General features: G+C 59.7%; 10 protein-coding genes and 1 pseudogene. 1 reads left to right on the forward strand and 10 read right to left on the reverse strand.

Features of this window, described 5'->3' with window-relative positions; translation table 11 throughout:
• The 3 genes from PMI21_RS14800 to PMI21_RS0128100 form a co-directional block, all read right to left on the reverse strand.
• Nucleotides 1-1,530 carry an ArnT family glycosyltransferase gene (locus PMI21_RS14800; protein WP_007938160.1) on the reverse strand — a complete coding sequence of 510 codons (1,530 nt, stop codon included), beginning with the start codon at nucleotides 1,528-1,530 and terminating at the stop codon, nucleotides 1-3.
• 27 nt (nucleotides 1,531-1,557) lie between these two features.
• Nucleotides 1,558-3,279, reverse strand: coding sequence for a lipid IV(A) 4-amino-4-deoxy-L-arabinosyltransferase (gene arnT / locus PMI21_RS14795; protein WP_007938162.1), 1,722 nt, complete (start codon nucleotides 3,277-3,279; stop codon nucleotides 1,558-1,560).
• A gap of 187 nt (nucleotides 3,280-3,466) precedes the next feature.
• Complete coding sequence (locus PMI21_RS0128100) at nucleotides 3,467-4,147, reverse strand: histidine phosphatase family protein (RefSeq protein ID WP_033063995.1); 681 nt, start codon at nucleotides 4,145-4,147, stop codon at nucleotides 3,467-3,469.
• 297 nt (nucleotides 4,148-4,444) lie between these two features.
• Here PMI21_RS0128100 and PMI21_RS14790 point away from each other — a divergent pair, with 297 nt between their 5' ends.
• Nucleotides 4,445-5,716, forward strand: a complete 1,272-nt coding sequence (locus PMI21_RS14790; RefSeq protein ID WP_033063999.1) for a sensor histidine kinase — start codon at nucleotides 4,445-4,447, stop codon at nucleotides 5,714-5,716.
• A 6-nt stretch (nucleotides 5,717-5,722) separates the two neighbouring features.
• Here PMI21_RS14790 and PMI21_RS14785 read toward each other — a convergent pair whose 3' ends face one another.
• The 7 genes and pseudogenes from PMI21_RS14785 to PMI21_RS14760 all read right to left on the reverse strand — a co-directional run bounded on the left by PMI21_RS14785 (nucleotide 5,723) and on the right by PMI21_RS14760 (nucleotide 13,192).
• Nucleotides 5,723-6,277, reverse strand: coding sequence for a PqiC family protein (locus tag PMI21_RS14785; protein ID WP_007938168.1), 555 nt, complete (start codon nucleotides 6,275-6,277; stop codon nucleotides 5,723-5,725).
• Nucleotides 6,278-6,293: 16 nt separating this feature from the next.
• Entirely contained in the window at nucleotides 6,294-7,949 is a 1,656-nt protein-coding gene (locus tag PMI21_RS14780; RefSeq protein WP_007938174.1) for a PqiB family protein, read from the reverse strand.
• Nucleotides 7,930-8,610 (reverse strand): paraquat-inducible protein A, encoded by a 681-nt coding sequence (locus PMI21_RS14775; protein WP_007938176.1) that lies wholly within the window; start codon nucleotides 8,608-8,610, stop codon nucleotides 7,930-7,932. Before PMI21_RS14775 ends, PMI21_RS14780 begins: the two co-directional genes overlap by 20 nt.
• Nucleotides 8,607-9,203: a paraquat-inducible protein A gene (locus PMI21_RS14770; protein WP_007938179.1), complete on the reverse strand. Its 597-nt coding sequence runs from the start codon at nucleotides 9,201-9,203 to the stop codon at nucleotides 8,607-8,609. The genes PMI21_RS14775 and PMI21_RS14770 overlap by 4 nt, the downstream gene beginning before the upstream one ends.
• Nucleotides 9,204-9,313: 110 nt before the next feature.
• Entirely contained in the window at nucleotides 9,314-10,615 is a 1,302-nt protein-coding gene (locus PMI21_RS14765) for an NAD(P)/FAD-dependent oxidoreductase (RefSeq protein WP_007938180.1), read from the reverse strand.
• Nucleotides 10,612-11,695 (reverse strand): annotated as a pseudogene (locus PMI21_RS0128105) (polyamine ABC transporter substrate-binding protein). Before PMI21_RS0128105 ends, PMI21_RS14765 begins: the two are co-directional and overlap by 4 nt.
• Nucleotides 11,696-11,833: 138 nt before the next feature.
• Nucleotides 11,834-13,192, reverse strand: a complete 1,359-nt coding sequence (locus tag PMI21_RS14760; RefSeq protein ID WP_007938186.1) for a glutamine synthetase family protein — start codon at nucleotides 13,190-13,192, stop codon at nucleotides 11,834-11,836.
• Nucleotides 13,193-13,264: the final 72 nt, after the last annotated feature.

Here is a 13,264-nt window from a genome sequence, read left to right on the forward strand (position 1 = left end):
CTATTCGATCCGGGGAATGAACGCCACGCTCTGGTCTTCACGGGCGTGGAATATTCGCTCGCCGTTGGTGGGCGTGGTGGTGATGACCTGATGGTCGGCACTCAGGTAGTTCAGCGGTAACGCATCACCGTTGCGGTACTGGGCGATAACGATGGTGCGTTGCGGATTCCAGTGCTGGCCGCTGGTGTTGTCCAGCCAGGTCATCAGCGCGGCGGTATCGCCAGTGCGAGGAAAGTCCTGGGTTTGCTGCACGTAATAGAAGGGTGCGCCGCCGGTTTGCAGGTACATCGGTACTTTGTTGTCCACTTCGATCATCACCATGCGCCATGTATTGAGGGGCGCGCGTTTGCTGGCCTCAAGCCTGACCGTCTCACCGAACTGAACCACGCCGCCGCCGCCATTGGTCCAGGGATAGAACACACCGAGTATCGCCATCAACAACGCGGCGGTCAGGCCGAAACCGATTATTAATCGGCGACCGCCGAACCTGCCCGCGGCGTTGCGTTCGGCCATTCGCCGGGTGATCCACCAGGCGCCCAGCAACTGGGCGAAAGGTACCAGGGGCAACACGTAGTAACTGCGTCGACTGCCGCTGGCGGTGAAAAACAGCATCAACAGACCCAACCCCCAAACCAGCCAGCGCGTATTGGGTTCGACGCTGCGCCAGTGGCGCAACGCATACCACAACGCCAGCAGCCAGCAGGGCGCCCATGGCAGGGTGTAGATCGGGAGATAAAGCAGATAGGTGTAGATCGGTCCGATGTTGTCGAAGGGCTGGAAAAACCGCACGACGTTTTCCCGTAACACCAGGCCCAGGCCGCTTTCGCCATAAGTTGGCGTGCCATAGAGGTGCGACAACATGAATGGCGTCATGTAAAACGCCCCGGCGATGACCAGGGCCGCACACAGCCGTAGATTGAGGTGGCTTTTCCAGCGACCGTCCTGCACCACATGTGGTAACAGCAGCAAGCCCGGCAGAATGAAGCCGATCAGGCCTTTGAACAATGAGGTCAGGGACAACAGCAGGAAGAACACCAGATAACGGCTGAAACGTGTGTCTTGCGGCCCGCGCCAATACCACCACACCGCCGCCAGCACACCGCAGACGGTGAGGATGTCGGCGGTGGCGACCCGTGCCCAGAACGCGAAATAGAAGGTGGTCGCCAGCATCCAGCCGGCAATCAACCCGGTGCCTTTGCGCATCAGTTGCTCGCCGATCAAGTACACCAGCCAGACGCTCAACCAGGCAGCAATCACCGAAGACAAGCGCAATGACCAGTGTCCCAAACCGCCGGTCAGCCAGGCCGTGGCCGTGATCAGCCAGTAGGAGGGCAGCGGTTTGTCGTAATACGGCCCGCCCTTGAGGTAGGGGTCGAAATAGTCACCGCTCTGCAGCATTTGCAACGCAATGTTGGCCCAGCGGGTTTCCGCTCCCCATAACTCCCGCGTGCCCAGACCCAACAACAAAATCAGCGCAGACGCACCCAGCAGGAGCGCCAACGCGCCCCTGTCACTTGCCCAAAACTTCATGACGGGTTTCCTGTAGGACGGACAGCGTCAGGGTTGGCTCTGCGGGAATATCAGGATCTCCAGTTGGCCGCGCTGATAGCGCTTGCCATCGATGGGCAACATCTCGACCTCCTGCATTTCCACGACACTGTTAACCCGCATCACCACACCGACCGCGCCTTTTTTGCGGGCCTCGGTCATCCATTGCCCGACGTTGTCCATGGTGACTTTACGTGAAGCCATGGCGGGATCGTCCAGGCCATATTTCAACTCGCCGACCGTGTTGAACAGATCGACCTGAGGCCGCTTCAGTCGCCACGACAAGGCTGACGCCGCGCCCAGATCGTTGCTGAGCAACGACGTCGTCTGATTCAAGGCATCCAGATGCTCGGCGATAAACTGGTCAGGCATTTGGCTATTGACGATCTGTGACGGCATCGCTGCCGGCAACAACGCTACCAGCAGCCAGATGCCGAGTGCCGGCATGGCCCAGAACACCAATGGACGCAGCACCTGCAAGGCGTTGGCGATGATCCAGCCGAGCAATACGATGAACGCCAGGGACAGGGCGAACATCTCGGTGTTTTCGTAGACTTCTTTGGTGGCTTGCAGATAAAGCAGGGCGATCAGGGCGCTGGTGGCGATGACGACGTTGATCGCGCCGTTGATGCGAATGGCCCGGCCTCGCCCCTGATTCAACAGCTCCATCACGGCGTGTCCCATCAGCAACGCCAAAGGCAACAGGCACGGCATGATGTAGGTTGGCAGTTTGCCGCTACTCGAGCTGAAGAACGCCAGCGGCAACAGCATCCATAGCAACAGAAAACCGATCACGGGCTGGCGCTTTTGCTGCCAGGCCTGAACGAACGTGGTCGGCAACAAGGCGGCCCACGGCAGGCTCGAGGCGACCAGCAGCGGCAGATAGAACCACCACGGGCGAGCATGTTGCGCGTTATCGGCAGCGAAACGGCGGATGTGTTCGTGCCAGAAGAAGAACCGCCAGAAATCCGGTTCCTGATGGTGAATGGCAAGCACCCACGGCAGGCAGACCACCGCCGCCACGACCACCGCCAGCGGTCCGTAGCGCAACAGCTCGCCCAGGCGTCGCTGCCAGATCATGTAGGGCAGGGCGATCAACACCGGCAACAACCAGGCGAGAAAGCCCTTGGTCATGAAGCCCATGCCACAGGCAAAACCCAACAGCGCCCAGGCGCCGAGTTTGCCGCGGGAGGAATGGCTATCGATGGCAAACCACAACGCGACCAGGCTCAAATTGACCCAGAGCGTGAATTGCGGATCGAGGTTGGCGTATCCGGCTTGCCCGGCGATCAGGCCGAAGCTCATGTAGAGCAAGGCGCAGATAAAGCTTTTGCGCGGATCATTCCAGAATCGGCGCGCAATCAGGTAAGTCAGCCAGACGCTCAACCCGGTGCTCAGCGCCGAAGCGATACGCACACCGAACAGGTTGTCGCCAAACACCGCTTGACCGATGGCGATCATCCAGTAACCGGCGATGGGTTTTTCGAAGTAGCGGATGCCCATGAAGTGCGGGGACACCCAGTTACCGCTCAGCAGCATTTCCTGACTGATCTGGCCATAACGGGTTTCATCGGGAATCCATAGACCATGGGTGACTAGCGGCAGCAGGTAGAAAACCACGTACGCCAGCAGCAGGCCGGGCACGATCCAGCGTTCAGTGATGGGCAGCGCACGCGCGGTGCCACGCAATAAAGAGCCGTCGGGGTGGGGCAACAAGTTATTGGACGTCATGACTCGACCTTGGCGCAGAAGGATGTTGCTCCGCCAGGTGCACGCGTGCACCAGCGGAACTTCTTACATAAAGCAACACAATAGCGATGTGGACTACAGAAGTTGCGTCAGCCATCTAATGGTTACGGACTAGTTATAGTCCGCCCGAGCAAAAGCGCTTTCTCGGCATCAACTTTTTTTGCCGCGATTATTGTTTCAAGGCTTTGCCGTGCAACAGCGTCTGCCAGTCAGTGGCATTCACAATGCCGAGCACCTGAGGTTGCCCGTCGGCGGCAATGTGCACGAACAAGGCACTGCCATACTCACTGGTCGTCGCGTGCTCGAAACCGGTCTGGGCTTCGAAATCGCTGATGCAACCGCTGTGCGTGACCAGCACCAGATTTCGATGGGCTTGCTTGTGTGCCACCACATCGTCACGCAGGGTTTTGCCACAACTGACCAGCCAATCCTGGGTCACCGCGTCTTTGCCGAACATGTAGTGCGAGGTTTGCGCTGTGCGGGTGGCCGGGCTGCTCAACACATCGGTCTGCGCCATGCCCAACTGCATAAAGCCTTGACCCACGGCTGTTGCGGCAGCGCTGCCGATTCGGGTAATGCCGTCGGCGGGACCAAGACACGGGTTGCTGGATTGGTCGCAACGCTCGGCATGACGAACCAGCGCCACGACTTCGCCGGCTTGCCAGCGACTGACCAGACTGCTGGTCACCTCGGATCCGGCAGACCCCAGATTGACCGGAGATCTGGGCCACCAGACAAACCCCGTTACGAGTGCAGCGATAACCAGAGCGGCCGCTGCCGCGACCAGTTTGCCGAGCCGCGATGTAATGATTCGTGCCGTTGGCAGTTTGCGCGATACATGATTAACCACGTTTTGTTTACCCGTCGGTACGCAATAGAGAACAACTTTCAAATACGACCCTGCGTAACAACGCTTGAAGGGCCATGGAAAGACACTAGTTCAAGGCAGGTGTCGGAGTAGTGAAAGGGATGTGAAAATTTTGCGTAGAAAAATTTCAGTACTTATTTAGTTGGTTGTTGCAACGCTTGTCTTGAACACCACGTACAGTGGTCTATGGTCTATCTTTGGTTCGCGTCTCGGCTCTGCGGCATCGGCCCGATTCAGCAGATGGCGCGGTTTGAACCGGCAGTGGAGCCAGGCAACAGAATGGATTTCAAACAGAGCCTGAATAAACGGATTGTCATCGTATTTGCCTTGATGAGCACCTTGGTCGCGGGCGTATTTGCGATGGGCATCATCGCGACCGTGCATGTGGTGGAGCGAAATCTCACGGCTTCCCGTCTGGTAGGAGGGCTGCACCGCTTGCTGTTGATGGAAAACAGCGCCGGGTGGAGCCATCAGCCGGAGAAAGACGAACTGTTTTTCATCCAGGGCGGTCAGGGGGCGATGGCGTTGGACACGGAGCTGGCGGCGCTTGCACCGGGTTTTCAGGAAATTCTCTACGCGGGTTCGAAGTACTACGCCATGGTGAACCTGGTGGGCGGTCGCAAATACGTTCTGTTGAGAGACCGGCAAAGTGTCGAACAGCGTGAACAGGTGTTGTTCTCGGTGGTGGTGGTCGGGTTCGTCTTGAGCATCCTGCTCGCGGTTTTGTTGGGCCGGCTGCTGGCCAGGCGGGTGATGGCGCCGGTCATTCGTCTGGCGCGCCAGGTGCGTCAACGCGATCAGTTGCTGGAACTGGCCCCTGCGCTTCATCCCGACTACGCGGCCGACGAAGTGGGAGCGTTGGCGCTTTCCTTCGATCAGACCCTGGGCCGGTTACGTGAGGCACTGGGCCGGGAAAAACTCTTTACCAGCGATGTCAGCCACGAACTGCGCACGCCGTTGATGGTATTGGGCAGTTCCTGCGAATTGCTGCTAGCCAATCCCTCGCTTGATCGGCGCTCCGTGGCTCAAGTCAGTCGAATCGCCCGCGCGAGCGACGAAATGCGCCAGTTGGTCGATACGTTTCTGATGCTGGCTCGCGATCGGGAAGACTCTGATACCGCAGCAAGCGCGACACTGAAAGAAGTCGCCGATGCTCTCGTGGATATCTGGGCGCCGCTGATCCGGGAAAAGGGCATCGAGTTTATCTACGACGATGAACAGGTTTCGTCGGATCGCCATAACCTGACGTTCCTGCGATCGGTCATGGGCAATTTGCTGCGCAATGCCTGGCATTACACCGATCACGGCTACATCCGCCTGACCCTGCGGGCGCGCGGCTTCAGCGTCGAAGACAGTGGCATAGGCATTTCGGAAGAAAAACGCCATTCGATGTTTCAACCGTTCGTTCGCGGTGACGAGCGTCGGGGAGAAGGCCTGGGACTGGGCCTTTCACTGGTCCAACGGATTTGCACTCATCAGAATTGGCGAGTGGAACTCAGCAGCCTTCAGCCCAACGGCTGTTGTTTCACCATTGAGCTGGAAGGCGCCTGATGACTGTTATTTAGCGGCCGGGCAGCTTCTCGATGTGCCGGCGGTGGCCTGGCTGATGGTGGCGGCCAAGCGCTTCACATTGTTCTGATGAGCCACCACCAACTCATCGATACTCGTGCCGGAAGGCGTCTGCAAGGTGCTGCGGCAGGTGACCAATGCAGCATCGCCTTCGCCGAGTTTGCGCAGGCGCCATTTGACGTCGATCAATGCGTACTGACCGGGTATCGAATCAAAACGCTGAACTTCCAGGCGCAACGACACTTTGCGCTGCGGGTTACTGTTGACCAGTTGATCAACCAGGGCACTGCGCAGTTCTTCCGACAGGCTTGCGCCCCACCATTGTGTTTCGAGGATTGCCAGGCCGGCGTTGCCTTGACGAATGACGATCTGTGGACGGTCGACCTGGGGCGGCACGGTGATGCTTTCGATCTGGATGTCCGCGCCGCCGCTTGCACCGCTCGGTTGAGCCGGGGTCAGGGTGTGGAATTGAATCGGCTCACTGCGGCAAGCGGTGAGCAATAACAACGCAGTGACCAGCGTGATCTTCAGCGAAAAAGCCATGGGGTAGCTCCTGTGGTCAGTTGCGCGGTGGCCCTTGCAGATCCATTGGCGCGGCATTGTCGGGGCGGCCGCGAATCAGCGATTCCGGATGCCGACCCATGTAGTCCGAGAGTTCACGCAACGAGCGCGACATGCGTGCGAGTTCGTCCAGGGTCTGGCTCAGTTGTTCCCTTTGTGGCGAATCTTCGGCGAGGGTCGAACTGGCCGATTGCAAGGTCTTGCTGACGTCCGACAAGGTGGTTTGCACGCCGGGCAGGGTCTTGGCGTTGAACTGTGCGAGGCCTTTGCGCAGTTCGACGAGGTTGCTGTCGAGGTTGCCGGCAATGCGTTCGATGGGCAGCTGGTTGATCTTGTTGACCATGCTCTCGAGTTTTTCCTGCAACTGCTCGAGGCTGCCGGGAATCGTGGGAATAACGACGGGACGGGCGGTCGGATCGAACGCGACTTTCTCTGCCTTGGGGTAGAAGTCGAGCGCGATGTAAAGCTGGCCGGTCAACAGATTGCCGCTGCGGGCCTGGGCTCGCAGGCCGTTTTCGATGAAGGAGCCGATCAGGCGAACGCTGGCGGCTTCGTCGTTGGGGTCATGCTTCAAGGCTTCGAGCAATTTTAAATGAGCCTTACCGAGCCGTTGCGGGTAGATCACGATGCCGACATTCACAGGAAAGCTGCGTTTATTCACGTCGAAATCCAGATTGACCGCGACCACCCGGCCGATCTCCATGCCGAGGAACTCCACCGGAGCATCGACCTTGAGCCCGCGCAATGCCTGATCGAAACGCAAGCTCAGGTACTGCGCCTTGCCGTTGGGCGGGGCGAGGGCGGTTTGCTCATCCTCGAACAGGTCAAAGGCATTATCCTCGGCCGCCACTTGATCGTTAGGGCTGTATTCCGGCGCGCGAAACGCGATGCCGCCGACCAACAGGGCCGACAGGGACTCGGTCTTCACCGCAAAACCGTTTGCGCCGACATTCACATCAATACCGCTGGCGTTCCAGAACCGCGTATTTTCGGTGACATAGGCATCGTTGGGCGCGTGCACGAAGATTTCGATGTTCACCCCTTTGCCGTCAGCATCCAGCGCATACGCCACCACTTGCCCGACCGGGATCTTGCGATAGTAGACGGGGGAGCCGATGTCCAGCGAGCCGAGATCCTGGGTGTGCAGCATGAAGCGTTTACCCGGCTCGCCATAGGTAATAGGCGGCGGGTTTTCCAGCCCGGTGAAGTGTTTGGCACGGGCATCGGCCTGGCCGATATCGGCGCCAATGTAGTCACCCGACAGCAGGGTATCGATGCCCGAAACGCCGCCGGCACCGATGCGCGGCCGCACGACCCAGAATTGCGAGCCTTCGCGGGTAAAGCTTTCAGCCTGTTTGTCGAGCTGGATCGTGGCGTTGACGCTTTTCTGGTCGTCGCTCAGTTTCACCTCCGAGACATGGCCGATCACCACATTGCGATACTTGACCTCGGTCTTGTTGGCTGTGAGACCGCTACCGGTCTTGAACGTGACGGTGATGGTCGGGCCTTCCTGCAGCCAGCTGTGCACCACCAGGGAAATCCCCACCAGCACCGCGACGATCGGCACGATCCACACCAGCGAAACGCTGAAACGGCGGGTCTTGATCGCGGCCTGGCCAGGGGCCTGTGGCCCGTCAGTGGCTTGGGACTTCATCCATGGGCTCCTCATCTTGTGGGTTTTGCGGCTCTGTATCCCGCTCTTTATCCCGTTCTCTATCCCAGATCAGCCTCGGGTCGAAACTCATCGCCGACAGCATGGTGAACACCACCACCAGACCAAAGAACAGAATGCCCGGGCGCGGTTCGATATCGCCCAGGGCCTGAAACTTCACTAGCGCGGCGACCAGCGCCACCACCAGTACATCGAGCATCGACCAGTAGCCGATGAGTTCGACGAAACGGTAAAGCTTCGAACGTTCCTTGCGCGCCCAAAGGCTGTCGCGCTGCACGGTGACCAGCAGCAGCGTCAAGGCGACGAACTTGATGCCGGGTACCGCGATGCTGGCGATGAAAATGATCAGGGCAATGTCCCACGCACCGTGTGCCCAGAACTCCAGTACACCGCTCATGATGGTGCTGTCGTCGCCGCTGCCGAGCATTTTGGTGTTCATCACCGGCAACAGATTGGCCGGCACGTAAAACGCCAGCGCGGCGAGCATGTAGGCCCAGGTGCGGGCCAGGGAGTTGGTTTTGCGTCGGTGCAACGGCGCGCCGCAGCGTTCGCATTCGTGAGGCTCATCGGTCATGTCGCAGGCCATGCCGCAGCTGTGGCACAGGCACAGATTGAGTTCGCTGGCGAGCGGGGGCCTGTTCATAAGGTGTCCCACAATTCGCGCACATCGCGCCCGGCGATACGGATCAGCAACAGGCTGAGAACGGCCAGGGCAAACAGGCCGATGCCGGGTAGCACATCCAGCAGCCCGGCGAGTTTGAACACCGCGACCATCGCCCCCAGCAAGCACACTTCCAGCATGCTCCAGGGCCTGAGGGTTTCCAGCCAGCGCATGCACAGTTTGAAGCCTGGCGAACGGCGGGAGGTGAGGGCGAAGCTCAATACCCAGATCAGCAGGAGCAACTGGAACATCGGCGCGATGATGATGGAAATCGCCGCCACCAGTGCAATAAAAGTGATCGGCCCCTGACTCAGTGCCAACACCGAATCCCACAGCGTTGCACTGTTCTTCAAGCCCTTCAGGCTGATGCTCATGACCGGATAGAAATTGGCGAAAGTCCACAGCACTGCCGCCGTGAAGCTCAGCGCCAGGCGCTGCTGCACCGACAAGCCGTTGTAACGCGCAAGCACGCCGCCGCAACGGGTGCACAGGGCCTTTTGATGTTTGGCGAGCGTGACTTTTTCATACACGCAGTCGCAGTGCTCGCAGATGATCAATGGGGCAGTCGTCGCCATGGGCCGCACTCGCCGGAAGGCAGAAAAGTCAGAGCACTCCTTCAATATAGAAGTGACTTGCGATTGAGCAAATCTAAAGGCTATTCCAGGGATAACGATCGCACTGGTGGTCAGCCGAGCAACTCGCGCAAGCGATACCAGAGCATGCCGAGGGCCAGCAGCGGTGAGCGCAGGGCTCGTCCGCCGGGAAAGGTCATGTGCGGCACGGCGCTGAACACGTCCAGCCCTTGGCTGTGCCCGGCCTGAATTGCTTCGGCCAGCAGCCGGGCGCACCAGTGGGTCACGTTCAGGCCATGGCCGGAATACCCCTGGGCGTAGAATACGTTCGGGTACTGGCTCAGGCGGCCGGCCTGGGGGAAACGGTTGGCGGTGATGCCGATCCTGCCGCCCCATTGATAGTCGATGCGCACATCCGCCAATTGCGGGAAGACCTTGAGCATTTTCGGCCGCATATAGGCGCCGATGTCCACGGGGTCACGCCCGGAATAATGGCAGGCACCGCCGAACAACAAACGTCGATCCGCCGAGAGCCGGTAATAGTCGAGGCCGACTTTCTGGTCGCACAGCGCCAGATTCTGCGGGATCAATTGCGCGGCCACCGCAGGCGCCAACGGTTCGGTGGCGATGATGTAACTGCCCGCCGGCAGCACCTTGCCGCTCAGGCGCGGTTCGAGTTCTTCCAGATGCGCGTTGCACGCCAGCACCAGGCTGCCGGCGCGCACCGTACCGCCCGCGCAGCGAACCTGCACGGTGCTGCCGTGGACCAACTCCAGCACTGGGCTCTGCTCGAAAATCCGCACCCCGAGGGATTGCGCCAGCCGCGCTTCGCCGAGCACCAGATTCAGCGGATGCAAGTGCCCCGAACCCATGTCGATCAGGCCGCCGGCATAAAGGTCCGAGCCCACTACATCCCGGCGGATCTGCTCGGGGCTAACGAGTCGGGTTTCATGGGCATAACCCGATTCGGCAAGGCTTTGCAGCTCAGCCTTGAACGCGGCGAACTGCGCCGGGGTATTGGCCAGTTCGCAGAAACCCCAGCGCAGGTCGCAATCGATGCCATGTTCACGGATGCGATTGCCCACCAGCTCCACGGACTCGATGCCCGCACGCTCCAGATAACGCACGCCTTCCTCGCCGACATATCGGGCAAAACCGCTGACGTCATGGCCAATGCCACGGATCAACTGCCCACCATTACGGCCGCTGGCACCCCAGCCGATCCGCCGGCCTTCCAGCAGAATCACCGAGAGCCCGCGCTGTGCCAGTTCGATCGCGGTGTTGACCCCGGTGAACCCGCCACCGATCACGCAGACATCGGCTTCAAGGTCCGAGTCCAGCGTGGGGTAGGGCGCCATGCCATTGGCTGACGCCGCGTAATAGGAGCGGGCATGTTGGTTATCGTGCTGATTCATTGGTTGGACTTCACTTTGCTCCAGGAGCGGGTCATCAGACGCATGATCGCCTGGGGCGGGGTGGTGGAGATGTAGAGTTTGTCGAGGACATCCTGGGGTGGGTAAACCTCTGGATTATTGATCAACTCAGGGTCCATGTATTGCTTGGCCGAAGGGTTCGGATTGGCGTAACCCACCGAGGCACTGACCTTGGCGATCACTTGTGGGTCCAGCAGGTTATTGATGAAGGCGTGGGCTTCTTTCGGGTTACTGGCGTCGGCGGGAATTGCCAGCAGGTCGAACCACAGGTTGCTGCCTTCCTTGGGGATCGAGTAGGCGATATTCACGCCGTTCTTTGCATCCTTGGCGCGATTGGCCGCCTGGAACACATCGCCGGAGTAACCGAAGGCCACGCAGATGTTGCCGTTGGCCAGGTCCGAGACGTACTTGGAGGAGTGGAAGTAGGTGATGTAAGGCCGGATGGCGAGCAGTTTGGCCTCGGCTTTTTTAAAGTCCTCAGGGTTTTCGCTGCGTGGGTCCATGCCCATGTAGTTGAGGACTGCCGGGAATACTTCATCGGCCGAGTCCATCATCGACACGCCACACTGGCTGAGTTTCTTCAGGTTCTCGGGTTCGAAAAACACGGCCCAGGAATCGATGTGATCAATGCCCAGCACCTGTTTACCTTGTCGACGTTGTAGCCGATGCCATTGGTACCCCACAGATACGGCACGGAATGCGCGTTCTGCGGATCGTTTTTCTCCAGCAGCGTCAGCAGTTTCGGGTCGAGGTTTTTGAAGTTGGGCAGCTGCGAGCGATCCAGTTTGAGGAACGCGCCGGCCTTCACCTGGCGCGCGAGAAAGTGGTTGGACGGCACCACCACGTCATACCCGGTGCGGCCGGCGAGCAGTTTGCCTTCCAGGGTTTCGTTGGAATCGAATACGTCGTAGATCACCTTGATCCCGGTTTTCGCCTGGAAGTCGGCGAGGGTGGTTTCGCCGATGTAATCGGTCCACGTACGCTGACGCTCGGCTGAGCCTGCGCCCCGGCGCTGAACAACACTGCCAGCGCGACCGGAACCACGGATTTCAATAGACGCATATCGACACCTCTTCGGGTTGTTGATCGTTCCCACGCTCTGCGTGGGAATGCAGCCCGGGACGCTCTGCGTCCCATTGGAACGCGGAGCGTCCCTTGAGGCATTCCCACGCAGAGCGTGGGAACGATCATTAGTGGGGGTTAGACGCTGAGCAGCAGGAACTCGCGCTCCCAGGAGCTGATCACGCGCTTGAAGTTTTCATGTTCGGCGCGTTTGACCGCGACATACCCCCGGACGAATTTGCTGCCCAGATAACGCTCGATGGTTTCGCACTCTTCCATGCGCGTGAGTGCGTCCTCGATGGTGATCGGCAGGCGCAGGTTGCGTCGTTCATACGCACGACCCTGCACCGCGGCGCTCGGCTCGACCTTTTCGACCATGCCCAGGTAGCCGCACAACAGGCTCGCGGCGATCGCCAGGTAAGGGTTGGCGTCGGCGCCCGGCAAGCGGTTTTCCACGCGCATGGCGTCGGGGCTTGAGGTCGGCACGCGCAGGCCGACGGTGCGGTTTTCTTCGCCCCACTCGACGTTGACCGGCGCCGAGGTGTCGGGCAGGAAGCGGCGGAACGAATTGACGTTGGGCGCGAACATCGGCAGCACTTTGGGAATGTACTTTTGCAGGCCGCCGATGTGGTGCCGGAACAACTCGCTCATCTGCCCGTCGGCATCGGCGAAGATCGGCTGGCCCGTGGCGATGTCGACCACGCTTTGATGGATGTGCATGGCACTGCCGGGCTCGTCACCGATGGGTTTGGCCATGAAGGTCGCAGTCACGTTGTGCTTGAGTGCCGCTTCGCGCAGGGTGCGTTTGAACACGGTGATCTGGTCTGCCAGGTCCAGCGCATCGCCATGACGGAAGTTGATTTCCATCTGCGCCGGGCCGTCTTCGTGGATCAGCGTGTCGAGGTCCAGGCCCTGGAGTTCGCACCAGTCGTAGACGTCTTCAAACAGCGGATCGAACTCGTTGGCGGCGTCGATGGAAAACGACTGACGACCGCTTTCCGCCCGACCCGAACGGCCCAGCGGTGCCTTGAGCGGCAAGTCCGGGTCTTCGCAGCGTTGGGTCAGGTAGAACTCCATTTCCGGTGCGACAATCGGCTGCCAGCCTTTGTCGGTGTAAAGCTGCAGCACTTTCTTCAGCACGTTGCGCGGCGACAGCTCGATGGGATTGCCGAACTTGTCGAACGTGTCGTGGATCACGATGGCGGTAGGCTCGATGGCCCACGGCACCACGTAAACCGCATCGGCGACAGGTTTGCAGACCATGTCGATGTCGGCCGGGTCGAGCAGGTCGTAGTAGATGTCGTCGTCGACAAAGTCCCCGGTTACCGTTTGCAACAGCACACTTTCCGGCAGGCGCATGCCTCGCTCATGCAGGAACTTGTTGGTGGGTGCAATCTTGCCGCGAGCAATGCCGGTCAAGTCGCTGACCACACACTCGACCTCGGTAATCTTGTGATCTTTCAGCCACGTGAACAGCTGATCGAAAGGGACATTCATAAAGACCTCATTGTTGGTTTGAATGACGCCGGGGAAGGCGGCTTCATCCACCGGACACTTCCCCTGTAGCGC

Origin of the sequence: Pseudomonas sp. GM18, assembly GCF_000282195.1 — a bacterium.
GTDB lineage: Bacteria > Pseudomonadota > Gammaproteobacteria > Pseudomonadales > Pseudomonadaceae > Aquipseudomonas.

Coding starts and splice junctions, on each gene's coding strand:
- PMI21_RS14760 (WP_007938186.1), bottom strand. CDS start 13,192: ATGAATGTCCCTTTCGATCAGCTGTTCACGTGGCTGAAAGATCACAAG.
- PMI21_RS14790 (WP_033063999.1), top strand. CDS start 4,445: ATGGATTTCAAACAGAGCCTGAATAAACGGATTGTCATCGTATTTGCC.
- PMI21_RS14780 (WP_007938174.1), bottom strand. CDS start 7,949: ATGAAGTCCCAAGCCACTGACGGGCCACAGGCCCCTGGCCAGGCCGCG.
- PMI21_RS14770 (WP_007938179.1), bottom strand. CDS start 9,203: ATGGCGACGACTGCCCCATTGATCATCTGCGAGCACTGCGACTGCGTG.
- PMI21_RS14800 (WP_007938160.1), bottom strand. CDS start 1,530: ATGAAGTTTTGGGCAAGTGACAGGGGCGCGTTGGCGCTCCTGCTGGGT.
- PMI21_RS14765 (WP_007938180.1), bottom strand. CDS start 10,615: ATGAATCAGCACGATAACCAACATGCCCGCTCCTATTACGCGGCGTCA.
- arnT (WP_007938162.1), bottom strand. CDS start 3,279: ATGACGTCCAATAACTTGTTGCCCCACCCCGACGGCTCTTTATTGCGT.
- PMI21_RS14775 (WP_007938176.1), bottom strand. CDS start 8,610: ATGAACAGGCCCCCGCTCGCCAGCGAACTCAATCTGTGCCTGTGCCAC.
- PMI21_RS14785 (WP_007938168.1), bottom strand. CDS start 6,277: ATGGCTTTTTCGCTGAAGATCACGCTGGTCACTGCGTTGTTATTGCTC.